General features: G+C 39.0%; 25 protein-coding genes. 15 read left to right on the top strand and 10 right to left on the bottom strand.

Annotated features, from left to right (window positions below; all coding sequences use genetic code 11):
* The first annotated feature begins 11 nt into the window (after positions 1-11).
* Positions 12-587: a hypothetical protein gene (locus AC0VYV_RS08010; protein WP_475367112.1), complete on the top strand. Its 576-nt coding sequence runs from the start codon at positions 12-14 to the stop codon at positions 585-587.
* 57 nt (positions 588-644) lie between these two features.
* On the opposite strand, the gene gndA is transcribed toward AC0VYV_RS08010, so the two are convergent.
* Entirely contained in the window at positions 645-2,057 is a 1,413-nt protein-coding gene (gndA, locus tag AC0VYV_RS08005; RefSeq protein WP_194221066.1) for an NADP-dependent phosphogluconate dehydrogenase, read from the bottom strand.
* A 346-nt stretch (positions 2,058-2,403) separates the two neighbouring features.
* Here gndA and rpiA point away from each other — a divergent pair, with 346 nt between their 5' ends.
* A complete protein-coding gene (gene rpiA / locus AC0VYV_RS08000) occupies positions 2,404-3,069 on the top strand; it encodes a ribose-5-phosphate isomerase RpiA (protein ID WP_430242253.1) in 666 nt (221 codons plus the stop codon).
* Positions 3,070-3,099: 30 nt separating this feature from the next.
* Here rpiA and AC0VYV_RS07995 read toward each other — a convergent pair whose 3' ends face one another.
* Both AC0VYV_RS07995 and AC0VYV_RS07990 read right to left on the bottom strand, forming a co-directional pair.
* The gene (locus AC0VYV_RS07995; protein WP_430242255.1) at positions 3,100-3,534 is read right to left on the bottom strand and encodes a universal stress protein; all 435 of its coding nucleotides are present in this window, start codon (positions 3,532-3,534) and stop codon (positions 3,100-3,102) included.
* A gap of 64 nt (positions 3,535-3,598) precedes the next feature.
* Positions 3,599-4,897: a purine/pyrimidine permease gene (locus AC0VYV_RS07990; RefSeq protein WP_475368813.1), complete on the bottom strand. Its 1,299-nt coding sequence runs from the start codon at positions 4,895-4,897 to the stop codon at positions 3,599-3,601.
* A gap of 185 nt (positions 4,898-5,082) precedes the next feature.
* On the opposite strand from AC0VYV_RS07990, the gene AC0VYV_RS07985 reads away from it, so the two are divergent.
* The 5 genes from AC0VYV_RS07985 to AC0VYV_RS07965 all read left to right on the top strand — a co-directional run bounded on the left by AC0VYV_RS07985 (position 5,083) and on the right by AC0VYV_RS07965 (position 8,716).
* Positions 5,083-6,357: an NCS2 family permease gene (locus AC0VYV_RS07985; RefSeq protein WP_475368812.1), complete on the top strand. Its 1,275-nt coding sequence runs from the start codon at positions 5,083-5,085 to the stop codon at positions 6,355-6,357.
* 100 nt (positions 6,358-6,457) lie between these two features.
* Positions 6,458-7,303 carry a polysaccharide deacetylase family protein gene (locus AC0VYV_RS07980; protein ID WP_475368811.1) on the top strand — a complete coding sequence of 282 codons (846 nt, stop codon included), beginning with the start codon at positions 6,458-6,460 and terminating at the stop codon, positions 7,301-7,303.
* A gap of 58 nt (positions 7,304-7,361) precedes the next feature.
* Positions 7,362-7,481: a DUF6254 family protein gene (locus AC0VYV_RS07975; RefSeq protein WP_226612411.1), complete on the top strand. Its 120-nt coding sequence runs from the start codon at positions 7,362-7,364 to the stop codon at positions 7,479-7,481.
* Between the two features lie 60 nt (positions 7,482-7,541).
* Positions 7,542-7,748 (top strand): heavy-metal-associated domain-containing protein, encoded by a 207-nt coding sequence (locus AC0VYV_RS07970; protein WP_194221061.1) that lies wholly within the window; start codon positions 7,542-7,544, stop codon positions 7,746-7,748.
* A gap of 167 nt (positions 7,749-7,915) precedes the next feature.
* Positions 7,916-8,716: a sensor histidine kinase gene (locus AC0VYV_RS07965; protein ID WP_475367108.1), complete on the top strand. Its 801-nt coding sequence runs from the start codon at positions 7,916-7,918 to the stop codon at positions 8,714-8,716.
* Here the strand turns inward: AC0VYV_RS07965 and AC0VYV_RS07960 are convergent.
* Together AC0VYV_RS07960 and AC0VYV_RS07955 are read right to left on the bottom strand one after the other, a co-directional pair.
* Positions 8,713-9,564: a YihY/virulence factor BrkB family protein gene (locus AC0VYV_RS07960; protein ID WP_475374722.1), complete on the bottom strand. Its 852-nt coding sequence runs from the start codon at positions 9,562-9,564 to the stop codon at positions 8,713-8,715. The genes AC0VYV_RS07965 and AC0VYV_RS07960 overlap by 4 nt on opposite strands.
* A gap of 143 nt (positions 9,565-9,707) precedes the next feature.
* Positions 9,708-10,742, bottom strand: coding sequence for an LCP family protein (locus tag AC0VYV_RS07955; protein ID WP_475368809.1), 1,035 nt, complete (start codon positions 10,740-10,742; stop codon positions 9,708-9,710).
* A 259-nt stretch (positions 10,743-11,001) separates the two neighbouring features.
* Here AC0VYV_RS07955 and AC0VYV_RS07950 point away from each other — a divergent pair, with 259 nt between their 5' ends.
* The 4 genes from AC0VYV_RS07950 to AC0VYV_RS07935 all read left to right on the top strand — a co-directional run bounded on the left by AC0VYV_RS07950 (position 11,002) and on the right by AC0VYV_RS07935 (position 15,852).
* Positions 11,002-12,651 carry a PAS domain S-box protein gene (locus tag AC0VYV_RS07950; RefSeq protein ID WP_475368808.1) on the top strand — a complete coding sequence of 550 codons (1,650 nt, stop codon included), beginning with the start codon at positions 11,002-11,004 and terminating at the stop codon, positions 12,649-12,651.
* 130 nt (positions 12,652-12,781) lie between these two features.
* Positions 12,782-13,810, top strand: a complete 1,029-nt coding sequence (locus AC0VYV_RS07945) for an SEC-C metal-binding domain-containing protein (protein ID WP_475368807.1) — start codon at positions 12,782-12,784, stop codon at positions 13,808-13,810.
* A 208-nt stretch (positions 13,811-14,018) separates the two neighbouring features.
* Positions 14,019-14,864: an STAS domain-containing protein gene (locus tag AC0VYV_RS07940; RefSeq protein ID WP_475368806.1), complete on the top strand. Its 846-nt coding sequence runs from the start codon at positions 14,019-14,021 to the stop codon at positions 14,862-14,864.
* Positions 14,865-15,177: 313 nt separating this feature from the next.
* Positions 15,178-15,852 carry a DNA alkylation repair protein gene (locus AC0VYV_RS07935; RefSeq protein ID WP_475368805.1) on the top strand — a complete coding sequence of 225 codons (675 nt, stop codon included), beginning with the start codon at positions 15,178-15,180 and terminating at the stop codon, positions 15,850-15,852.
* A 33-nt stretch (positions 15,853-15,885) separates the two neighbouring features.
* Here AC0VYV_RS07935 and AC0VYV_RS07930 read toward each other — a convergent pair whose 3' ends face one another.
* Positions 15,886-16,680, bottom strand: a complete 795-nt coding sequence (locus AC0VYV_RS07930) for a CAP domain-containing protein (protein WP_475368804.1) — start codon at positions 16,678-16,680, stop codon at positions 15,886-15,888.
* Between the two features lie 308 nt (positions 16,681-16,988).
* Entirely contained in the window at positions 16,989-17,543 is a 555-nt protein-coding gene (gene lepB, locus AC0VYV_RS07925) for a signal peptidase I (protein WP_404682535.1), read from the bottom strand.
* 167 nt (positions 17,544-17,710) lie between these two features.
* Between lepB and AC0VYV_RS07920 the strand changes: the two genes are divergently transcribed.
* Together AC0VYV_RS07920 and AC0VYV_RS07915 are read left to right on the top strand one after the other, a co-directional pair.
* The gene (locus tag AC0VYV_RS07920; RefSeq protein WP_475368803.1) at positions 17,711-18,379 is read left to right on the top strand and encodes a haloacid dehalogenase type II; all 669 of its coding nucleotides are present in this window, start codon (positions 17,711-17,713) and stop codon (positions 18,377-18,379) included.
* Positions 18,380-18,678: 299 nt separating this feature from the next.
* Complete coding sequence (locus AC0VYV_RS07915; protein WP_475368802.1) at positions 18,679-19,014, top strand: hypothetical protein; 336 nt, start codon at positions 18,679-18,681, stop codon at positions 19,012-19,014.
* On the opposite strand, the gene AC0VYV_RS07910 is transcribed toward AC0VYV_RS07915, so the two are convergent.
* Positions 19,009-19,842, bottom strand: a complete 834-nt coding sequence (locus tag AC0VYV_RS07910; RefSeq protein ID WP_475368801.1) for an STAS domain-containing protein — start codon at positions 19,840-19,842, stop codon at positions 19,009-19,011. The genes AC0VYV_RS07915 and AC0VYV_RS07910 overlap by 6 nt on opposite strands.
* Positions 19,843-20,005: 163 nt before the next feature.
* Positions 20,006-23,170, bottom strand: coding sequence for an efflux RND transporter permease subunit (locus tag AC0VYV_RS07905; protein WP_475367099.1), 3,165 nt, complete (start codon positions 23,168-23,170; stop codon positions 20,006-20,008).
* Between the two features lie 223 nt (positions 23,171-23,393).
* Between AC0VYV_RS07905 and AC0VYV_RS07900 the strand changes: the two genes are divergently transcribed.
* Positions 23,394-24,278 (top strand): TetR/AcrR family transcriptional regulator, encoded by an 885-nt coding sequence (locus AC0VYV_RS07900; RefSeq protein ID WP_194221049.1) that lies wholly within the window; start codon positions 23,394-23,396, stop codon positions 24,276-24,278.
* Positions 24,279-24,676: 398 nt separating this feature from the next.
* Entirely contained in the window at positions 24,677-25,159 is a 483-nt protein-coding gene (locus AC0VYV_RS07895) for a sigma-70 family RNA polymerase sigma factor (protein ID WP_475367098.1), read from the top strand.
* Positions 25,160-25,243: 84 nt separating this feature from the next.
* Here AC0VYV_RS07895 and AC0VYV_RS07890 read toward each other — a convergent pair whose 3' ends face one another.
* The gene (locus AC0VYV_RS07890) at positions 25,244-25,486 is read right to left on the bottom strand and encodes a type B 50S ribosomal protein L31 (protein ID WP_048310190.1); all 243 of its coding nucleotides are present in this window, start codon (positions 25,484-25,486) and stop codon (positions 25,244-25,246) included.
* Positions 25,487-25,666 lie beyond the last annotated feature (180 nt).

The following is a 25,666-nucleotide window of genomic DNA, read 5'->3' as shown; positions in this document are numbered from 1 at the left end:
GGAGGGTTTTCATGAAGTCCCTACTTTATCTTTCTAGAAAGTTAAGTTCTCGATTGACTCCAAGTATTTGGTTTCTCTCTGTAGTCATTTTCGCCTTATTCCTCGCATTTATTCTTCCTGAAGTATCGGAAAGATCGTATGAAGTCACTAGGACAAGTGATTCTCCTGATGGCTCTTTCTTTTATACTCCTGAAAAGCTTTATAGCGTTGCAGAGCAATATGGAGAAAGCGGGAGAAGCTATTATATTAAAGAGCGTTTCAGCTTTGATATTATTTGGCCACTCGTTTACTGGTTCTTTTTAACCACATCGATTACTGTTCTCTTTCGAACTATTTCCAACGAAAATTGGCTACTTCTAAACTTACTCCCCTCTTTCGGTGTTCTATTTGATTACTTAGAAAACATTTCAACATCTGCTGTGATGTATTTTTATCCAACTACGTTCCCATTCATTTCATGGGCTGCACCGTTCTTCACCTCAATCAAATGGTCATTCATTTATGCTAGTTTTTTACTCATACTCATTGGCGGTCTATTGCGATTCATTCAAGTTGGTAAAAAGATGGTGTATAAATTTAAAAACTGAAAGTAAAAAACCGCTAACCCTCCCTTAAGGAAGTGATTAGCGGTTTTTGTTTAACTTTTAGTCTTCAAGCCATTCTGTGTGGAACACACCTTCGCGATCAATACGCTGATACGTGTGAGCGCCGAAGTAGTCTCTCTGCGCCTGTAGAAGGTTTGCTGGAAGAGTTTCGCTACGATAGCTGTCATAGTAAGCAATCGCGCTTGCAAGCCCAGGAACAGGAATTCCACGCTGTACAGCAAGTGAAACGATATCACGAGCAGCACCCTGATAAGATTCAACGATTTCCTTGAAGTATGGATCAAGAAGAAGGTTCGTTAAGCTAGGCTCACGGTCATAGGCTTCTTTAATGTTTTGAAGGAAACCAGCGCGGATTATGCAACCACCGCGGAAGATCATAGCGATTGAACCATAATCTAGATTCCAATCATACTCATCTGAAGCAGAACGCATTTGTGCGAAGCCTTGTGCGTAAGAACAAATCTTACTCAAGTAAAGAGCTTTACGGATCTTCTCAATTAGTTCTTCTTTATTACCATCAAACGCTGGTACATTAGGGCCAGCAAGAAGCTTGCTTGCTTTCACACGCTCTTCTTTCATTGCAGAAATAAAGCGGGAGAAAACAGATTCCGTAATGATTGAAAGTGGTACACCAAGATCAAGAGCACTTTGACTTGTCCATTTACCTGTACCTTTTTGTCCAGCTGTATCAAGAATGACATCTACAAGCGCTTTGCCTGTTTCAGGGTCTTTCTTCGTAAAGATATCAGCTGTAATTTCGATAAGGTAGCTATCAAGCTCACCTTTATTCCATTCTTTAAATACTTCGTGAAGCTCATCAGTAGAAAGACCAAGCACGTTCTTCATCATGTAATAAGCTTCACCGATTAGCTGCATGTCACCATACTCGATGCCGTTATGCACCATTTTCACATAGTGACCTGCTCCATCTGGACCGATATATGTTGTACAAGGATCGCCATCTACGTTTGCAGCGATCGCCTTAAAGATATCTTCAACTTCACTAAACGCATCCGGTTGTCCACCAGGCATAATAGAAGGACCATTAAGTGCGCCTTCTTCTCCACCAGAAACACCAGTACCAATAAATCGAATACCTTTTTCTTTCAAATCTTCGCTACGCTTTTGCGTGTCTTTAAAGAACGCATTCCCGCCATCAATGATGATATCATCTTTATCAAGATGTGGAAGCAGCTGGTCAATCGTCGCATCCGTCGGCATGCCAGCTTTCACCATTAGCAAAATTTTTCTAGGTGTTTCTAGAGATTGAACGAACTCTTCAATGCTGTATGTATCCTGAAAATTTCGTCCTTCAACTTCTGACATCATTTCCTTTGTTTTTTCTTCAGATCGGTTATACACAGAAACAGAATAGCCGCGACTTTCGATGTTCATCGCGAGGTTCTTCCCCATGACCGCCAATCCAATAACACCAATTTGTTGTTTTGACATCTTATTCCCTCCAGCTCATTTCCTATTTTTCGTTAACTCACCTATCGCAAACCATTTTGTTACAAGTGAATCACCCTATTGAAATAGTATGTTCACCTGCTATCAAGCTAGTCACGCGAACAGTCTGACAGTATGCATTATACGTCTTTCCTGCTAACCGTGCAAAGATTAGTAACTAAACAACATGGTATAAATAACCTATAAATATCATGATAGAAAATGGCATATTCAAGAGATCCTTATCACACCAATGAAGTATGCGCTTACAAAATTCATTATTGGGAAACGGGGTACATTACGATTATAATTAATGGGTTAGCATAGATAGAAAAGGAGTGGTTGAATTTTGAACGAAAAACAACGCGCAGGCGAAGAAGCCGCTAACTATGTTCAGAATGGCATGATTGTTGGGCTTGGCACAGGCAGTACTGTCTATTGGACAATCCTCAAAATCGCGCGAATGGTTAAAGAGGGATTGGATATTAAGGGAGTAGCAACATCGACTAATACTGAAATACTCGCTCGTGAAAACGGCATTCCCCTTCTATCCCTTGAAGAAGTGTCCTCCATTGATTTAACGATTGATGGGGCAGATGAATTAACAGAAGATTTAACCCTTATAAAAGGAGGGGGCGGTGCCTTACTTCGCGAAAAAATTATCGCTTATCATTCGACACATATGATCGTTGTTGCTGACTCTAATAAATTTGTGAAAAAGCTTGGGACATTTCCTCTTCCAGTAGAAATCGTTCCTTTTGGATATTTAAAAACCATTAACGCTTTAAAGAAATTTGGATGTCAAACGGCCATACGAAAAAAAGAAGGTTCATTTTACGTCACGGATAATGGCAACTACATCGTCGATTGTCAGTTCGGAGAAATTAATTACCCCTCTACTTTGCACGACAATCTTAATCAGGTTCCAGGTGTTGTAGACAACGGGCTTTTTATTGGCTATGCTGCTAAAGCAATTATTGGTCAGGAAAACACAATTACATATGTGGAGAAATAATAAAACCCGGCAGAAATGCCGGGTTTTGAGTTATTTAATGATTAATACGGGACAATGAGAACGCTGAAGGACCGTATGACTCACGCTTCCGAGGAACCACTCACGTAATCCGTTCAGCCCCCTACTCCCCATAATAATAAGGTCACGATGATGCTCATCTGCATATTTCACAATTTCATTTCCAGGGTTCCCTTCAAGAACCATTGTCTTCACTTTATGATTTGGTAGCTGAACGTCTAACTTTTCGCTAATCCCCTTCAGCATATCCACCGCTTCTTTTCTGAGTTCATTTAAGATACTCGCGTAAACAACAGCAGAGCTAATTTGCGCTGTAGGATTTAATGCTGTGACAACGTCAATTTCAAGAGAGTCATTTTCTTTTGCCATAGCGATCGCTTCATTTAATGCTTTAACACTCAGGTCAGATCCATCAAAGGCTACAAGAATTTTATTGTATTTTTTCATTGCAACATTCTCCTCCCCTGTTCTACTTTCATTTTAACATAAGAAAAGAACTAGTCCTGTGACATTAATCACGAAGAGATGTTTCCTTACGGTGTTTTTTGTAGAGAATTTGCTCTGTCAAAATCGCAGTAATGGAACCGAGAATAAGTCCATTGTTTAGAATAGACGCCGCAATTGGAGGTGCTTGCTGAAAGGCTTCGGGCGGAATAAACATAGTTCCAATACCAACCATAAAGGAAATCCCTATTATAAATGGTTTTCCCTCTGACTGATCTTTCTTAAACTCATTGAAAGCAATTCCAACCATATTCACAAATACAATAAAGATAACAGCATACCCAACCGGTTCCGGTAGCGCTGCAAAGAAGCCCATTAAAGCTGGAAACAAACTAATGATAATAATAAATCCACTTCCAAGTACAAAAGGAAGTCTCTGCTTTAATCCTGTTGTTAATATAAATCCAGCGGCACCTGAGATCGGCACGCTTCCCACCGCAGAAAAAACGCCTCCAAGTAATTGATTTATACCTGAAACAAAACCTGCTTGTCTATAGCGTCCCATTGGCTTTGTATTTGCCAACTTACTCAACACCTCTTCGACTACGCGAATACTTGCAATCATGTTGGTGAGAAGAAGCAGCGTGACTAGAAAAGCTGTGATTATCATGCCGGAATCCCATGTAGGATACCCAAATGCAAGTACCTCAGGGAGCTCAATCATTCCTCCCTCAGGAACAACGATCGGTTTGGCTAGTCCAAGCACCGCAAAAATGATCCACCCTATAATTAGGATAATGAGAATACTGTATTGTTGAATCATAGCAGGCATAGAACGTGAAAACCAAATCGAGATAAATACAAGTAAAAGCGATAGTCCAGCAATTCTAAGATCAATGCCTTCTTTTAAATAACCCACACCCATCATTCCATTTAGAAACGATCCGCTAAGTTGAGCAACAAGAAGCAAGAGATAAATTCCTGTCACGACCGGTGTAAAGAGACGAGATAACTTTTCTACTAATCCAAACGCACTAAGAAGAATGAAGATCACTCCGCTTGCAATCATTGCTAGCTCAAGTGCTTGTAGCGTCTCTATATCAGATCCGAAAAGGGTAGAGCTTAATCCTGCATAAAGCACAAATACTCCCCACCATAACCCGGCAGGACCTTCATTAATAGGTAAGCGATGACCGAACGTTACTTGAAGTATTCCGGCTACGCCAAGCACAAACATCGTTCTTTGTACGAAGCCTGCTGCCATGGGAGGATCCATATGGAACAAGCTAGCGATAGCAACCGGAGCAACGATTGACCCTGCAATCATAAAAACGGCCCATTGAAGAGCAGATAATGTATTACGCATGTAAAAGCCTTCTTTCCTTATAACAAATTATATACCCCACTTATTTTATCAAAGTGACTGAATGAGGTCATTACGTATTTTTCCACTATAAAAAAGATCAAGGCTCTGTTATACTATTTTATTGGTGATTTGATTTAATCAAATACACGGGTGGGAGAGGGAAACACAAGTAAGAAGGGAATAAAGTGAAAACGAAAATTAATTTTGATTTTCAGGCTCACGATACTTCACTGAAGAAAGAAATTCTTGCAGGCATTACATCATTTTTTACGATTGTTTATATTGCAGCGGTTAACGCGTCAATCCTTGCTGATGCAGGAATTCCTTTCGAAGCAGGAATGATTGCAACAGTCCTGACGTCAGTGTTCGGCTGCCTGTTAATTGGTTTTTATGCAAATGCACCGATTATCCTCGTACCAGGAATGGGTGTCAATGCGTTCTTTACGTATACAATGGTTGAATCAATGGGATTAAGTTGGGAGGTGGCGCTTGCTTCCGTCTTTGTTGCAGGGATTCTCTTTGCCATCACGGCATTCACACCACTTTCAGGTGTCCTGTCGAAGTCAATCCCAAGATCATTAAAAGAAGCCATTACTGTCGGAATAGGTTTGTTCTTAACATTTATCGGATTACAAAAAGGTGGCATTGTCGTTTCTAGCGATTCGACTTTTGTAGAACTTGGAAACCTTGGATCTGCTCATGTTATGGCAACTCTTGTAACGCTTGCAATAGCAGCTATTCTGTTTATTCGAAATGTAAAAGGTCATTTCTTAATTAGCATGCTTCTCGGGACAGCACTTGCCTGGTCACTTGGCTTAATTTCAACCGGAAAACAGGAAAGTTTCTCTTTTTCCTCATACGGAGCTGTCTTTGGAGCGATGTCATTCGATGATATTCTTATGCTCCCTTTCTGGATCGCAACCTTTTCAATGGCGATGATTCTTGTTTTTGAGAATATGGGCTTGCTTCACGGCTTACTTCCAGATCAATCGAAATTCGATAAATCTTACAAAGCAAATGCCATTTCAGCTATCTCGTCTGGACTTTTCGGCACAAGTCCTACCGTTTCAACTGTCGAGAGCGCCTCAGGTATTTCTGCAGGAGGTCGTACTGGTTTAACGTCCATCACAACAGGATTATTGTTCTTAACGTCTCTCTTTTTCATACCTGTCTTCAAGATGATTCCTGATTCTGCGATCGCCCCAGTTCTTATTATTATAGGCGGACTGATGATCACATCCATTCAGAACATCTCGTTACAAGATTTCTCTGAAGGGTTTCCGGCGTTCTTAATCATAGTGATGATTCCACTCACGTATAGTATTGTAGACGGTATTGCATTTGGCTTTATTGCCTATCCTTTTCTTAAAATTGCTTTAGGAAAAGCAAAAGAAGTTCCTGTTCCAATGTATATTATCGCGAGTTTATTTTTCATTAACTTCTTTTTGCATACGATCTAAGATTAACGTTATAAAAGTATGAATGAAACCTCCCTTGTTGGGAGGTTTTTTTAATATCCATCACTACATCCAAATATTGTGTGATAAGCTTGAAAAGGTGATGAAATTGACGAATATGAAAACAGCTTTTCTTATACTATCCATTCTTCTTATCTCTGCTTGTCAGCAACGAGAAGCCCAACACTCCTTTTCTGAAGCATCCTTCATTAAAAGACCTATTCCCTATATGCATCGTGAAGTGCCAACCGAACTAATTCGTTCAAAATACGAAACGCTTAAGCCAAATGAATGGGGGGAACGCGTCACAGGGGTCCAAACGCACTTTGAAACATCAGAAAAAGAAATCGCTCTTACCTTCGATGCATGTGGTGGACCACATGGCAATAACGTCGACCGTGAACTTATCAGATTTTTAAAAGAAGAGCAGGTCCCTTCAACCCTTTTCATTAATAGCAGATGGATTGAAGAAAACACCAAACTATTTCAGCAGCTCGCTACTGATCCGCTATTTCAGATTGAAAATCATGGCACCCATCATCAACCTCTATCTGTAAACGGTAATTCCGCGTGGGGTATTTCAGGAACGGGTTCAGTCAAAGAAGTGATTGCGGAAGTCAAAGAAAACCAGAAGAAAATCGAACAACTTACAGGATCGAAATCAACTATGTTTCGGTCAGGAACGGCCTATTACGATGAAGTGGCAGTTCAAATCGCTAAGGATCTTGGTATACAAATTGTAAACTATACCATTCTTGGAGATGCTGGTGCGACTTTTACAAGCGGACAAGTGAAAAACGCTCTTATGACGGCCAAACCTGGCGATATCGCTTTGTTACATATGAATCAACCAAAAAGTGGAACGTCAGAAGGCGTGAAACTATCCGTTCCTATTCTCCAAGAGAAAGGTTTTACCTTTGTTCAACTTCACAACCAGAATTTGCAGTGACTACAATTGTTCTGAATGGTCACCTTATGAATGAACAACTAATAAGGGGTGACAACACATGAGTCAATCAAAAGGCCAGCGTGAAAGGCAATTTCGAAAAAGAAAAGAAGCGCAAAACCCACACGGCAAGATTAAGTCGCTTGAACAGCTTGCTAACGAAACACCGAATAAACCTTAGTTCGATTAAACTCCTTCTAATATGGGTAAAGGCAAGTAGAGTAAGAAAGGAGTTTGTTTTATGAATGAAATGACGGTATCTGTATCCGGCATGAAAGGTGAAGACTGCATTCAACGCATTGAATCTGCGCTTCTCTCTTTAAACGGTATCGATCGAGCTCTCGCCGATCTGAATGAAGAAACAGTGACCATTGTATATGATGAAGATGCCGTTGATCCATCGGCAATCATGCAAACAATTGAAGACGCTGGCTATCAGCCTTCGTAGCTTCGTTAGAGTCTGTGCAACTTGCAGGCTCTTTTTTTAGTGACGATATTCTACATAGATCAACAAAAAAACTCGAATTCTTTCCTATGAACTTTCAATCTTCGCATTTTCATGGTGGTAAGGTATAACTATGCGCTAATGAAAAGTTAAGGAAAGGGGTGGCGTGAGTGGATCACACTAACCTGAAAGTCGAAAAAAAACTCCCTCTAATGCCAGAACATTATCCATCACCTTGCTCATTAGAGGAATACAACGAGTTAATCGAGAAGCTTGAAGCTTTAGCTTATGAAAATAAAACACTCAGCACCGTTCATTATCTTGTAGCAGGTGTAGCACATGAAATCAAAAATCCTCTTACCATCATGAAAGGTTTCCTCCAGCTCATTAAACCCGATTTAGATAAACTACACAAAAACGACATAGCTGATTTACTATTATCAGAAATCCATCGAACCAATACATTGATTGAAGAATTTCTTCAAGCTGCACGTCCTATAGAACATATTAAAGAGCGTATTGATGTTGTTCCTTTCCTAAAAAATATTATTCTTCTTTTCCATAGCCAGGCGACTTTGAACAGATGTGATATTACTACGAATCTAAATCACTTTACAGAACCACTCGAAGTGACGATCGATTCAGGACAATTTAAGCAAGTGTTCTTAAATATGATCAAGAATAGTATGGAATCCATTCGTAGTAGTAATAAAGAAAGCGGAAAAATTTCATTATCAATTGCAAAGCGTCTTCACTCCGTTACGATCAAAATTAGTGATAACGGAGCTGGCATGGATACGTCCACTCAACAAAAGGTCTTCCAACCTTTTTATACAACAAAAGAAAAAGGAACAGGACTTGGCCTATTCCTCTGTAAACAAATTATTCAAAATCATAAGGGAACGATTAAGGTAAGTAGTGCCCCATCGTATGGAACAACTTTCACTATTCAATTACCACTGACTCACTAAAATCCGATTTGTTCGCTTTCTACTGAAGTCGTTGCTCTCCTTCTGTTCTTATGGAGAAGCGCGTTAACCTCACCGCCTACGAGAAGAATGATGCCCGTTAAATAGAACCAGAGCATTAAGATGATAACACCACCAAGACTACCGTAAGTTGCTGAATAGTTACCGAAATTACTTACGTAAAAAGCGAAAGCAAGAGAAATCACTTGCCAGCCAATCGTGGCAACGATCGCTCCAATAATAACCTCTTTAAATGGAAAATGCTTATTAGGAGCAAATCGATAAAGAGCTGCCAGAATACACGCCATTATTCCTACAGCAATAACCCAACGTAAAATACGGAAAAGAAACTCAGTCGAGCTCGGAAGATTAAGTGTCGAAGTAACAGCATCTATAATGACGTCACCGAAAACAGGTAGAACAAGTGTGACAATAAAGACAAGTATAAGTCCAACTGTTAGGCAAATTGAAAGCAACCTAGCTTTAATAAAAGATCTCGTTTCTTCAACGTCATATGCAAGGTTAAGAGCCCGCATCAGAGCCATCATACCGTTCGATGCAGACCAGAGAGTCCCAAGTAAACCAATCGTTAAGAGCCCTCCCTGCGGCTCACTTATGATTGATAGAACGTTATCCTGAAGTATACTTCCGGTTTCTCCCGGAGCATATTTTGTAAGAAAATCCACTGCTTCCTGTTTGTCAATCGATAAGTATGGAAGAATTGAAAGAATTAAAATAAGTAAAGGAAAAATCGAGAGCATAAAGTAGTATGCTAATTCTGCTGCAAGACTTGTTACGCGATCTTCTCCTATTTCTTTACCTAATTTTTTAACGAATGCAATCCCTGACATCTTCATTAGTCCCCTTTCTACAGTTCTTCCCTTCCATTCCCTATTATGACTAACTGTAATCATTAACATAAAAAGGAAGCAGACACGTTGTCTGCTCCCTTTAGACCTTATTTTTACTCTTAATTTAATTTCGAGCATTCCATTTAAGGCGTTGTTGAATCCTGCTCTTCTTCTATAGCATTCATATTCCCATTGGGATCTTCAATTTGATCTTCCAGGTTCAAATGGGTTTTAAGCTCCGTTTTCGCCGTCGCTAGCGACTGATCATCGAGTTTGAAATAATAAGTCCCAGCCGGTTGAAAATCAGTACCTGTTAACTGTAGTTTTTCAATTGAATCGATTTTCGAAATAAATGGATAAAGTCCCAGAGCTTCGTTAAAGGTAAAACTCATCGTTAAGTTCTCACCGATACGATCTACTAAGTCCCCATACTTCGGAATAGAAGAAAGTGAACTGACTTTATCAATGGCTGCAGTAATCACTTCCATTTGGCGCTGACCACGCTTCAAATCTGAATCAGCCTTACGGGTTCTTGCAAAAGCAAGGGCCTCTTTCCCATTTAGCGTCTGCTCTCCTACTTCTAAATCAATTTTCCCTTTAGATTCCTTGTATAGTTGATCTGCGATAAGCTGCGAATCAATGTTAACTTTGATTCCGCCCATTTCATCAATCACTGTTTTGAAAGCATCAAAATTAACTCTGACAACTTCATCAATTGGAATTCCTAACAAACCTTCCACTGTATCAATGGTCAAATCAATTCCACCATAAGCATGAGCGTGAGTGATCTTGTCCATTCCTCTTCCAGGAATGTTAACATACGAGTCACGAGGAATACTAAGAAGCTTCATTGATTTATTATCTTGATTAAATGTGGCTACCATCATCGAATCACTGCGGCCATTCGATGTATCCTCTTCATCATCAACACCGAGTAATAACACAGAAAAATGATCTTTCCCCATATCAACCGCGCCATTTCTAAGATCTGACTGGTTTCCACGTTCTGGCTGCATCACTGATTGGTCTGAAACGCTGGAAACTTTATAATAAAGGTATCCCGCATACCCACCAAAACCGACTATAATAAATAATAGAATGAATAGCGTTATTCTTAATCCACGTCGTTTTTTCTTAGGCTTATATCGACTTCGAGGTTCCATATGTTCATCATTCATAGAAAATTATCTCCTTCAATATAAATCTTCTTTTACTACATGCCTAGATCATTCGTATCATAAACCGAATGATCGTCGGTCTTTCGCTGACCGATTCCATTGTAAAAGGTTTATTCTGAAATAATCCTAACTATAAATGTATCACTCTTTATTACGACTTTCTACCTAAATATTTTACCAACTAGTTGGGAGTACTTTGTAATAATCTTAAGATATATGTAGAATACAATAAGAAGCTATAGAGAAAGGACAAACTCTAGTGCATATTAAAACCGAATCAATCCCCTGGATCATTATAGGAAGCTATTTTCTATTCGGCTCAGTTTGGATATTGCTTTCTGATACAATTCTGTATCACTTCTCTTCCGACTTCTTAGCAAATAAGCAAATTGGGCTATATAAAGGCTGGTTTTTTATTTTACTAACTTGTTTGTTTCTTTATTTCCTATTGAAACACCTTCTCTATAAAAATGAAGTTATGGAAAATCAGCTTCTTGAAAGTGAAGAACGATATCGGAGGCTTGTTGAATCTTCTCCTTATGCCATTTGTCTTATGGAAAAGGATGAAATCACCTATACAAACCATACTGGACTCCAAATGGTAGGCGTTGACTCGATTCAAGACCTCTATGTTAATCGTCAATCACTTATCGCTAACTCGGAAGATACTGAGAGGTTCAAAGGCCTACTAAGTAAAATACACGCTCAAGAGGAACCGTCTTCTGAAACAATTGAATACCAATTGTTGCGTTCAAATAACGAAGTCATAGATGTCGAATCAACGCTGATTCCAATTATATTCAATCACAAATCCACCACGATCATCCAAACTCGAGACATCACAGAACGAAAAAAAGCTGTGAAAGAACTTTGGGAAGCGAAACAACTCATACAAGCGATCATTAGCGCTTCTCCTATCGCCACTCTTGCCCTCGACATGGAGTCAAACATTCGACTGTGGAATCCAGCTGCCGAAAAAATATTTGGATGGAAAAGCGAAGAAGTGATCGGCAAGAAAAGCCCCATTGTTCCAGTAGAGGAAAAGGATATTACGATTCCTGAAATTATTGAATATGGACATATCGTAAATAAAGAAGTCAAACGGATGCGTAAGGATGGATCAGTCGTCTTTACAGCTTTGTTTACAGCGCCTATCCAAGATGAAAATGGTCAGATCAATGGGATCATGGCTGCGTTTATGGATATAACAGACAAAAAGAAGACAGAAGATGCTCTGCTAAAAACAGAAAAACTATCTGCTGTTGGCCAACTTGCCGCTAGCGTAGCTCATGAAATACGAAATCCTTTAACATCTGTCAAAGGATTCATTCAGCTTCTAACTAGTGATAATGATTTTGCAGATAAGACGCCGTTCCTTTCCATTATGCTATCTGAAATTGACCGGATGGATTCGATTATTAAAGATTTGCTAGTCCTTGCCAAGCCTCAGGCTGAGCATTTTACATTTTTTAATGTAAATGCATTGCTTTCATATGTCATGCAGCTTTTAAGTACACAGGCATCTCTGTACAACATTTCTTTTATAACAGACTTCACCGAACGTCACGAATCTCTATATGGAGAAGAGAATCAGCTGAAGCAAGTTTTTATTAATTTAATCAAAAATGCGATGGAAGCGATGCCTGATGGCGGCGTATTACGATTAAAAACTGTAGTAAAAGACAATAGCATTAACGTGATCATCGTCGATGAAGGTGTTGGTATCCCAGAACACAAACTAAAAACACTTGGAGAACCTTTCTACACAACAAAAGAAGAAGGCACTGGTCTAGGTCTGCTATCTAGTTTTAAAATTATTGAGAATCATCAAGGAAAAATCGATTTTAATAGTACTGTCGGAATTGGAACCACTGTGACCGTTTGCTTTCCGATTGAACGTGAGACATGATAGGAATGAATAAAAAAATAGTCATTTCCGCTCGGATTTTGTCCATTTTTTGTGCTTCTAGCCATTTCTATGCTAAAATATCATTCGTCTCTTATTCTCGAATAAGCTTGACCTGAAGGAGGAAGCAACATTGCAAAAAACAAAAAGAAATGATCCCTGTCCTTGTGGCAGCGGCAAAAAATATAAAAAATGCTGTATGACATCTGAAAGTGCACAGGATCAATTAGAAGAACAGCTCTATACACAAGAACTATATACAATTCAAGCACAGCTTGTAGAGTATGCTATGAGTGAACATGATCAAAAAATGGTCTCTCTAGCAAATGATTTATTCAACCGTTTTGAAATCCCCAAAAACCTTGAGGAAGCTTATATGCACGGTATTTTCCCGTGGGCCATTTTCCATCAATCTCTTAACCAGTGGAACAAAACCATTATTAGAGAATATCTTCAACTTTATTCGCACACCTTTTCTACTGAGAAAGTTAAAGAAACTGTGAACGACTGGCGCGATGCATACATGTCTATTTATACAGTGGAAGAAGCATCAGGTCACACAGCGGTCGTAAAAGAACTCGGGTCAAACCAACCGATCAGTATCCTTTTACATGAAGAAGTGATCCTTACTAGCGGAGAAAGTCTAGCAGGCATTCTTCTCCCTGTCAAAAATGGTGCCATGCCATTTATTGAACTTCTTAAAATCGCACCAGATGCTATGGAAATGGTGGAAAAGAAACTTTCATCAGAAGAAGCGAACTACAATGTTCGTTCCATGATGCAACGTGATTTCCCAGAAGTACTTAGTCAAATTGTGAAGCACGGCAACGGTTCAGAAGAATCAAACGAATCGATTGAAATGATTTGGTCTAGAAAAGAAGATGCAGAAGTAGCTTCACTCTTTATGGAGCAGGTTAGTGATGAGTACTCTCAGGAACAACTTCAAGAAATCCTTCGTTTTTGGAAGAAATATGCTGATGATGAAAAGCCTATTGTTAGAAAAGCTTCTATCTTTGCAGCATCTCTTGAATATCTTGCTGCCAAAGTTTATGACACTTCAATCAGCCAGAGTGCTCTTGCGAAAAAATATGGAACATCTGCTTCTAGTATTTCTAGTAAATATAAAGCCTTCCACGAACGCTTTATCCCTGTCATGAACTAAAATTAATGATCACACATTTAAGCTGGTTTAACCTTAAGCCAGCTTTTTCATTAATTTCGATTTACATATAAGATATAATAAAAGGGTTATGTTAAGGACCATTGTTGTTTTCAAATGCTTAATGCTCTGTGATAACCAATCGCTTCGAGCAAAAGGTAGAATCAACAATAGAAACGAACATGGCTAACACGAAAAAGGGGGAACTGAAGTGACCGATCAAACATCTACTCAAAAAGTAGGAACTTATATACTTGAACAAGCCTTGGAGATTGCACAAAGTACATATGAACGTCAGCGCCAGGACCTTGATGACGCAGATTTTAATAATGAACCGAAACTTTCCATAAAAAACACGACCTATCTTATAAAATTGATTGGTAAAAGTCTTCAAAAAGACACTGTGAACGCATTTGCAGCAATCGAAGAATTTGGAGAAGAATCTGGCGAACTCGTTCAAGACGAAAATGAAATGATCATTTCTCTAATTGTGACTGTACCTCTCATTCGAGAAGCGATATGGGAGGCAATCGAACCAATCGTTGAAAATTTAAATATGAAACCACGGGATGTCATTCAATTACCAAGTAGGATAGATCCTCTTCTTGACCAGTTTGTGTATAGCTATGGGAGTTCTTATATCACTAGTAATCAGCAGCTTGAAACTAAATATAACTCGACTCTGGAAGAACTTTCTACACCGATCATTCCTATTATTCAAAATCTCGCTATTCTTCCACTTGTTGGTAATATTGATACGTATCGCGCAACACTAATCATGGAGAAAACGCTTGATCAATCTCGTAAACTTGAACTCGACCATATGATCATTGACTTGTCAGGAGTTGTGACAATGGACACGATGGTCGCAAAACACTTGTTTGACATAACAGAAGCGCTAAGCCTTATGGGAGTTCAGGTGACACTGACCGGCATAAGTCCTTCGATATCGATTTCAGCTGTACAGTTAGGAATTGATTTACACAAACTAACCATCAAATCCAGTCTTCACAATGCACTTACTGAATTAGCCGTTCTTCCTAATCCTTCTGTTTAGTTCATTACGCTGTTCACAAATCTGTCATTCTTATCAAAAACATCCCATAATCCTCATATTTTCATGAAAGCCTGCTATACTTTAGTCATTCCAGAGAAGCTTTCTCCCAACCCGGAAAGCTTCTCTGGTTCCAACGTATAGTAAATTAATGCATCCCTTCCCTCCCCCGGGAAACCTCCTTATTTTAGTAAAGAAGAAGGCGCGTCAAAAGACGCGCCTTCTTCTATTTGCAGAAAAAACTTTATTAAAGTATATTATCATCATTCCAATAAAAACCAAATATTTTGTAAAATGTAGGAAGGAGGTAAGAAACATGTTAACTGTATCCATTATTCAAAAAGAGCTTGAACCGCTCCAAAATCCAGAGCAATCTAAAAAAATGGAAAAGTATATGCGAAATCAATTTCCTTTTCTCGGCATTAAGACACCAGAAAGAAGGAAAGCTGTTATTAATGCGCTTAAAATGCATGGAAAACCAGATCTCGATACCCTTAAAGAACTTCTTGAAAAGCTATGGGCATTACCAGAACGAGAGTATCAGAATGCCGCCCTCGATCTTCTTGACCGAGTCAAACGTTTTCCCAAAGACTATATCGATCTTATTGAGCAACTTATTATCACAAAATCCTGGTGGGATACTGTAGATGGACTTGCTGTCCATAGTGCAGGTATTTACTTTCAACAATATCCTGATCAAATTGCACCGATAATAGAGGAATGGGTGAACAGTCCAAACTTATGGCTAAACCGTAGTGCGCTTCTTTTTCAACTTTCTTATAAAGATTCCACAGATTTCGATCGACTCAAAAGATACATCCTACTACTCAAAGATTCAAATGAATTTTTCATCCAAAAAGCGATCGGCTGGTCGCTCAGAGAATATTCCAAAATAGATTCTGAAATCGTGAAAAACTTCTTAGAGAATTATACTTTACCCCCTCTTAGCAAACGTGAAGCTAGTAAGTTTATTAACAAGCAAAAAAAATAACCCATCTACTAGAGATGGGTTATCAATCTATTATTACTTACCAATAAACTGTTGTGTCCAAATATTTCCTTCTTCTACATAACCAACACCAATATGTGTGAAGCTACCGTTCATAATGTTCTTACGGTGTCCTTCACTGTTCATCCAAGCGTTCACAACTTCTTCTGGTGTTTGTTGTCCTTTAGCAATGTTTTCTCCAGCTGATTGATAATCTACGCCAAACTGGTTCATCATATCGAATGGTGAGCCATACGTTGGGCTATTGTGAGCAAAGTAGTTATTATCTCTCATATCTTCAGACTTTGCTTGTGCTACTTTACTAAGTTCAGTATCTACTTCAAGTGCAGGCAATCCAGCTTTTTCACGCTCTGCATTTGTAAGATTAACAACCTGTTGTTCAAATTCTGATAATCCTGTGTCTTCATTAGTTTCTTTAGCTGGTTCTGCCTGCTCTGTCTCTGGTGCAGGCGCTTCTTCTGGCTGTGCTTCAGAAGGTGTAGCTTCTTGAGCTTCGGCTTGTTCTTTAGCTGGCTCTTCAGAAGGAGTTTCAGATTTCTCAGCCTGCTCTTCTTGTGCTGGCTGTTCAGTATTACCTTGCTGTTGGAAAATCTGATCTAGATTAATAGAATCTTTAATAGAAATATTATATTGTTTTTCGAAACGATCCAGAATAGACTGCAACTCATTTATATTGTTGACCTGGAATGTTTGCGCATTAACTTCTGCTTTGACAGCGTGTTGGTCGCCTGTATTAGCAGAACTATTTGATGGGTTTGCTGCCAGCAGGGCTGCTGCCGCTGTGACACCTAGAATAATTGACTTTTTCAATGTGATTCCTCCCTGATTGGTGAAATTTCTTACACACTGAGAATATCATAAGATTGCTAGTCTAAAAGACCATAATAACTTCCTATGCTAGTAATTCATACCAGGTGATTTTTCGTATAAATCAAGTTAATTATTCATAATAACCCTTTTATATCAACGGTTATGAGCAGAATCTCTTAATATACTTGAAACTTTAAGTTTGGTAAAAAATCCATATATTAGGAGGCTGCTTACTGTTAACGTTTCATTTCAACTGTTTCAAAAGCGTAACAAAAACAAGAAGAGCGATTACGCCCTTCTTGTTTACTTCAATTTGTTGACCTCACTTCTTTAAAGGGAAACCACACCACTTCTGCTTTTCCAACGACTTCTTCCAACTCAATTTTCCCAAGACCATTTCGGCTATCCATACTTCTCAAACGATTATCACCCATCACAAAAAGCTGACCTTCGGGTACTTCGATCGGACCAAAATCTTCGGTTAATCTCATTCCCATTGTTTCTGCATCAGCACGATTTCCGTCTAAGTAAGGTTCTTTAAGCTGTTTGTCGTTTACATAAAGGTTATCCTGACTCATTTCGATAATGTCTCCAGGTAATCCAATTACTCGTTTCACATAATGCTTCTCTGCATCTTCATCCTTAATAATAATAATGTCTCCTCTTGCTGGCTCTTCCTGCACATAGGAGATGAATTTGTTAACGAGCAGACGATCTCCATCATGTAGGGTTGGATCCATTGAAGCTCCTTCTACAATGTATGGAGCGATGATAAACATTTTAATCACAAATGCCAGGATAATAGCAAAAAGGAGAGGTGCACCCCAATCTTTTAGCCAATTTGCTTCTATTTCTGTTTTCATTTCGCCCTCCAGCATTCAATCAAGATTCTATATTAAGTCTAGCATAATTTTCCTATAAAGTTCCATATGAATACCACTGTCTTTCAGCCTATTTTGAGCAAAAAGTTTTATCTTCCCTTCTTTTTGTGGAACACTTAATCAAGTTACATCCTTAAAGGAGGATTCTTATGAAAAATATAAAGGCTTTCGTATTTGATGCATATGGTACGTTGTTTGATGTTTATTCAGTATCTAAAAAGTGTGAAGAGCTGTTTCCTAGTAAAGGAGATCAAATTAGTCAAAGTTGGAGAAAAAAACAGCTTGAATATAGCTATCTCAGACAAATGATGGGAAACTACCGACCTTTTTCGGAGGTTACTCGAGATGCCCTTCGCTATGCTGTAGAAGAAGCAGAGACAGAATTAAGTCATGAGAATGAGGAAATTCTTCTCGAAGCTTATCAGCAACTAGATGTGTATGAAGAGGTTCCAAAGGTACTTCAAGAATTAAAAGCACAAGGTATGACGCTTGCTATTTTTTCAAATGGTTCACACGATATGCTCGATCCGCTCGTAAAGCAATCTCCTCTATCTGAACACCTGGATTACATTATAAGCGCAGATGACATTAAACAATTCAAACCATCACCTGCTGCTTATACTCATGCACTTGACTTCCTTGAGCTTAAGCGAGAAGAAGTTCTGTTCATGTCTTCAAATGGATGGGATATATCTGGTGCCAAGAACTTCGGTTTTCATACAGCCTGGATTAATCGTAACGAAAACCCTGTTGAAAAGCTAAACCTTCAACCAGATAGTATCTACCATGAATTAAGTGGTATAGCGAACTGGTCGTAGCACTTCATTCGAGATCATATGGATTTCTTCACGTTTCGCCCCTTGCCTTAAAATAAAAGAATTAAATATACTTCCGAAAACCTGAACGAAAGTTCAGGTTTTCGTATTGATATTGTTATCCATGCTTGTATCAGAGATTACAAGAGCGTTCTTCAACACGAACAATACTTTAGACCCACTGCCAAATCACCCATTCACCAAAATAGGCCCATTGACCAGCACAATGCTTAGCCGTATAATCTACACATCAAAGCGTTCATTTACTAAAATTTGAGAGAAAGAAGCCAGGTGCTTGGACTATGATTAATGTAAATTATTCAATTCAGAAGGAAATCATTCGCTATCAGGAACAGCTACGATTATTTCGTATTTCACTTAAAAAACTGCCGGCTAGTACGCCGGCAGAGCATGCGACTCGAGACTTGTGTAGAGAAATAGCCTTTAAACTAGCTTCAACGGAAGATCTTGTAAGCAGTATTTTTAAGTCGAGAAAATTACCTTATCGCGAGCTTTCAAAGCAATTTTTTTATAACATTAGCATCCTTAAGCGTAATAGCAAATACATCATAGCTCTCTTTTTGTTGAAGCATGGCAATTATCAATTGCTTAATGATCACCTCACCTGCATGCTATAGAATAGCACTCAAAGCTTGATGCAGGTGAGCATAAGTATGCACATTATTAAAATCAATTCCAAGCTGAACAGCTGTTTGCGCAATTTCAGGCCGAATACCCGTTAAAATCGATTCAATACCTGAGAGTTCAAGCATGTTGATGAGCTGAAAGATCTCATTTGCTACCATCGTATCCATAATTGGTACACCTGATAAATCGATCACAAGATAAGATAGCTGTAGATCAGCACTACGTTCAATCCCTTTGCGCTGAATAAGAGATGCACGGTATGTGTCAATCGTTCCAATCAGAGGGAGAACGCCAATTTCTTTTGAAATCGGAATGATTGGCACGCTTAGTTCGGTAATCTTCGTTTGCTGAGCTGCAATCTGTTCTTCATTTAATTGATTGGTATAGACAGTCACCTTATGAAGAAGCAAATCAAACGACTTGTTCATGTAACTACCCCACTCAGCTAATCGACTTGCTTCAATCAGCTGATCTTCTTGTGCACTAAACTCTACCATCACGTCCCAAAGAATTTGTCTGAGATAGGTTAAGCTTGCCACTGACTGCTGTAGAGAAAAGGTGTGATTCGAAAAAATCCCTACCATTCTTTCAGCCCACCCTAGAACATCCCTGCTATTTGATTCAAGAAAAATCATTTGTTTTACAAAATCCGAACAGAATAACTGAATTTCGTTTTTTAATTCCGGTAATTTAAGAACTGCCGTATCGGTTGCTTCTCTCTCATCAACCAAAAGTTGTAGGCGCTTCGTCCATTTGTCTCCGATCTCTTCTAGACGCTCATGAAAATATTCGACATACATTACTTCCACTTTTTCCATTGTTATGTCTCTCCTATTTACTCATTAATAGTTCATTGTTTCCCGAAAATACCATTTTGTACACATCTGACAAATTATTTAGTAAAACAGTGCGATTCGTATGTTTATTTACCCATTCAAAGCACAAAAAATGGAGGCCCCACCGGCCTCCATCTTTTATTCTCTATTCGCTTTTGGGTTTCCTTCTAAACTTCATGAAGAATTCGTACACAACAGGCACAATAATTAGCGTAAGAAGAGTTGAACTTGTTAAACCACCAATAACAGTGACCCCAAGTCCTTTAGAGATGAGCGCTCCGCCTTCTAAACCGAATGCAAGTGGTGCTAATGCGCCAATTGTCGCAAGTGCAGTCATTAGAATCGGTCGAAGTCGCGTACCACCAGCTTCAAGTAGCGCTTCCCTTGTTGTATATCCTTCTTTTTCCTTATGAATCACGCGGTCAATCAGTACAATCGCATTTGTTACAACAATACCGATTAACATGAGCATTCCAATTAGGGAAGAAATACTAATTGTTTCTCCAGCAATCAATAGTCCGACTAGTCCACCAATCACGGTAAACGGAAGTGAGAACAAGATCGCAAGTGGTGCAAGACCACCTCCGAAGGTAATAACAAGAACCAGGTACACAATCGCAATAGCAGCAAGCATTGCTAAACCGAGCTGAGTAAAGGACTCATTAATATCCTGAGTTACTCCGCCGAGACTTACTTCTGAAGAGTCCGGTAAGTCCATGTTATCAATGGCTTCTTGCACATCTGCAGAAACTTGACCAACATTGTCATCAAGTACTTCCGCTGTCACGTTAGCATACACTTTGCCATCGCGACGAGTGATTGTGTTAGAAGACTCCCCTTCTTCAATCGTTGAAATCTCACTTAGAGGTACATCCATACCAAGTGGTGACGTAATCGTTGTACCTTCTAAATCTTCTTGATCTTTATATGTCTTCTCACTCACTTCAAGAACGACATTTATTTCTTCTCCATCTTTTTCAATAGTTGTAAGAACTGGTGCTTCCCCTGTGTTTCGAAGCTCCATTCCTATTTGACCAGCTGATAGCCCTAGCTCACTTAGTTTTTCTTGATTTGCTACAATCGTAAACTGATCGTAGGATTCAGAAATACTAGAACTAATATTTGTTAGATCTTTTTCTTTCTCTAGAACGGCCGTTACATCTTCAACAACTGGACCAAGGTCATCCATTGTTTCTCCATTCACAACTAATGTGATCTGGTTACTTCCACCAGAAGCAGAGATGTCCTGATAGCCCCATTCACCTTTTTCAGTCATTTGTTTCAAATCTTCAAGAACGTTTTTGCGTTCTTCTTCAAATCCTTCTGCTTCTTCATCATAACTTACGAAGAAGAGAACCTGGTTACTTGCACCTGGATTCATTGGATTTTCTCCACCAACTGAGAACTGAATTGTATCAACATCTTCCTTATCAAGGAAATAATCTTCCGCTTCAAGAGCGAGATCATTGATATTCTCAGTCGTTTCACCAGGCTCTGGATTATAGGTCGCTACAATCATTTTCTCTTGATCGGAAGGTAAGAAGCTTACGCCAACAATCGGTGCGAGGAAAAGACTTCCTACTAATACAAGTAGACTTGCTCCAAATGTAATCAGCTTATGATTGAGTACCCAATTCAGCATCTTCTTATAACCGTTCGCAAGACGACTATTGCCTTCTTCTTTATGAGAAGGTTTTCCTTCTTTTTTCACAAGCCCTTTTTTAAAGAGAGAGTGAGCCATCGCTGGCACAATGGTAATCGCAACAAGCAATGATGCTAGTAGAGCGAATACCATCGTTAGTGCAAACGGTAAGAATAGTTCACCTACTGGCCCCTGTACTAGGCCAAGTGGTAGAAATACGGCAATGGTTACAATGGTAGAAGACATGATTGGAACGAACATTTCCTTCGTAGCTTCTGTAATGAGTTCTTTCCCTCGTAGCTTCTCGCCTTCAATGGCCATACGTCGATAGATATTCTCTATGACAACAATGGAATCATCGACAACACGACCGATCGCAACCGTCATCGCACCAAGCGTCATAATGTTCAGTGTAATATCTAATTGATTTAAAACTAACAATGCGATTAACAAACTCAGCGGTATTGAAATAACTGAGATTAAAGTTGAGCGAATGTTACGCAAGAACAATAGGATGATTAGTACTGCGAAAATCGCTCCAATAATCGCTTTATTCAACATTGTACTAACAGATTCTTCGATAGGTTCTCCTTGGTCGAATATCGTCACAATACTAATGTCGCTATTCGAATCCTCAAGTGATGCAATTTTATCTTTCACACCATTTACAACATCAACAGTGTTAGCATCTGCGCTCTTTGTAACTTGGATACCAATCGATTCTTGACCGTTCGTACGTGAAATTGATTCCGCTTCCCCAACTAATTCAATGTCTGCAATGTCCTGAAGCTGAACGGTTGGAACTTTCGGTGGTGCTTGAGCTTCGCTAGCTCCTTCAGCAGAAGCGGACGGGGCTTGTGCACCATCAGTTGATGAAGGTGCTTGAGGAGCTGAGCCTGCTTGAGCTCCCTGACCCTGCTGTGATGGAATGACTGGAATTTCAAGTTCTTTTAAATCTTCTAATGACGATACATTACCGTCTACAACAACGGCTTTTTGATTATCGTCAAAGTTATATAGCCCAAGAGGAATGTTAACAGCAGAACCTTTAATGAGATTCTTAACAGTCTCTTCGTCTAAACCGTACTCTTCCATTTTCTCATCTTTAAATGAGAAGGATACTTCTTCGACTTCCTGCCCAGCAATCGATACAGAAGAAACGCCTTCCACGCCTTCAACAGCTGGAAGTACATCATCTTCTACACGCTGGGTTAATTCTGTAAGTGAACGATCTTTCTCTGAAACGCTTAGTGACATGACTGGGAAAGCATTAAAACTTAGTCGTGACACGTCTGGGTCTTGCGTTTCTTCAGGTAATGAAAGTGACTGAATGGTTTCCCTTACTTCATCTTCAGCTTCATCCATGTTTTTACTGAAATTATATTCAATTTGCACATTCGAAGCATTTTCAAATGAAGATGAACTAACGACCTTCACTCCTGGGAGACTTTCCACTTTGTTTTCAATTGGTTCTGATACTTTATCAGACACTTCTTCTGGTGTTGCACCAGGATACACTGTCGTCACGGACACGAGCGGGGTATTAATATTTGGAATAGTCTCCATCTTCATATTAAACCCTGAGTATAATCCGGCAGCGGTTATGATAATCGTTAATAACCAAACTGCAAACTTATTATTTAATGAAAATTGAATCAGCTTTCTCAAGCAGCTTCCACTCCTTTTTTCTACTTCTGCTATGACTGACCGGTCATTACACAATAACTATACTTAATTAAACGTTATAATTCAAGTTATTTTGTTTACAAATCACTGTAAAATATACGTAAAAAATGAGATTAGGAAAAAAATCTTGAACATGATATAATAGATGTGACCAATCGGTCATCAAAACCCGGTCAGTAAAATTACTGGCGAACAGAGGTGTAAGATGAATGAAAAAAAGAAAGTAATCCTTGAAACGGCGATGCAGCTTTTTGCCAAAAAAGGATTCCATTCCACGTCTATACAGGAAATCGCTAATGAAAGTGGAATTTCTAAAGGAGCCGTCTATCTCCACTTCCAATCTAAAGATGATGTGCTTTATTCCATTTTCGCTTATTATTATGAGAAATTAAAAAAGAAAATATCAGAAGCGAAATTAGATTCCTTCACCCCTGAAGAACGGCTTGAGAAGCTGCTTTACGTTCAGGCACAAGAAATTTTGCATCATAAAGAGTTTATTATTATGCAATTCAGGGAACAAGCTATTTCGATGAACAAAGAAATAGACGATTTAATTCTTAAGATAAGAATGGAGTCCCTTGAAACGTTAGCGAGTAGCATTCAAGACTTATATGGCGATCGGATTACTCCGATTCTCCCGGACTGTGTTTTGCTCCTAGATGGTATGTACTCCTCCTATATTAAGCTAATTGTCTTACAGAATGCTGACTTAGACCTGGAGTATCTTCCACGCTTTATATTAAGTCGCTTGAATGACATGGTAAGCGGTATGTTAGAAAATAACACTGCCCCCTTCCTCTCATTGGATCATGCCTCTGCAATCTTCCAGAACATGAGTCATTCAGATGGGTGCGAGCGAAAATCCCCTTCTCATATATTGAATGAAATGGCTACGTTGATTAATCGAATGAACATTCAAGAAAACCAGCGTAAAGAGCTGCTTGAAACCATTCAATTTCTGAAGAAGGAAGTAAGTGATCCAAACCCGCGTCGCTTTATCTTTAAAGGAATGCTACATCAGTTTGAAGGATTCTCCGAACTTGACTTATATAAGACTGCACTTATTGACGCACTGGAACTCGATCAGTAATCCCAAATTAGTGGAGGTGGAAGATTGTGAAAGAGCCGCTCCTAACAAAAGAAGAGTTAAGACGTATTGTCCGCGAACTTCAATTAAAAGGCATTAACGCCCAGCTTTGCTATCGAAAAGCATAAGTCCTCTCCTCCGAAAACGATCTAATCTTAGATCGTTTTTTTATGTTTCTTTAAGATTTTGGTATACCGAATATGAAAAAGGAAAGATTCCCTGTTAGGTAATTATGAGTATAGCTGTACTCCCCATTCTCACAAGCATGACGTGATGTACATACCGATTCTCCTAGACAAAACTCTAAGTTTGCTCATATGACTCTTCTCTCTTATTCACGTATCGTCTGATTTACCGGCGGAATAAAAGTAAGGTGCACCTGATTTCAGGAGAAAATTTCATTGGAAGATAGCGTATTTGAAGATTTGGTTGAACAATACATGCCACTCATCAAAAGTCAGATTAAAAAGCTTCATCTTACAAACCATTATATGAGATATGAACAGGTAGGCATGATCGCCCTATGGGAATGTGCTGAAAGCTATCAACATGGGAAAGGAAGTTTTTCATCTTACGCCTACATGAAAGTCCGTGGAAAGCTAATTGATGAATGTCGCCAAGAAATACGATTGTCTAAACAGCTCGCTCTTCACTCAGATTGGAGTGAATATGAAGAAAGGCTACCAGTTCATCAACAAACTCTATTACCTGAACTAGACTTAAGTAATCTTACAGAAAAGCAGAGTAAATGGGTGAACATGGTCGTTTTGGGCGGGGAATCCCTTAAGACATTAGCTGGGGTTGAAGGAGTGAGCATTGAAGCAGTGAAATCCTGGAGAAAAAGCGCATTATCAAAGTTACGAAAACAGCTTTTATCGTTTTGAAAGTTTTATAAATGCTCCGATCACTTTCATCGTATATTTTTAGTCAAAAAAAGAAAACACTCCTCAGAGTGTTTTCTACTTTTATTAGCGGTTGTATTTCTTTTTGAACTTTTCAACACGACCACCAGCATCGTTAAAGCGCTGCTGACCAGTGTAGAATGGGTGAGATTCAGAACTAATATCAACTTTGATTAGTGGATATTCGCTACCGTCTTCCCACTCAATCGTTTCGTTAGATCCCATAGTAGAACCAGTTAGAAACTTAAAACCAGTACTAACGTCTAAAAATACAACTTGCTGGTATTTTGGATGGATTCCTTCCTTCATTGCTAGACCTCCTTTATCAATCAAATCATCATTTACGTTAAATGAATGTTATAGAAATAAACAGAGGTTTGGGGCCACATATTAATGGGCACCAAAACCCGTCCTTTCTAGTATATAATTTTTGAGCCATTTGTTCAAACATTGTATGAAATTTTTTTAAGAAAATTAAAGAACATTATG

This window comes from Anaerobacillus sp. QJM3NY_17, assembly GCF_056173665.1.
This window is presented reverse-complemented; position numbering and strand designations above follow the sequence as displayed.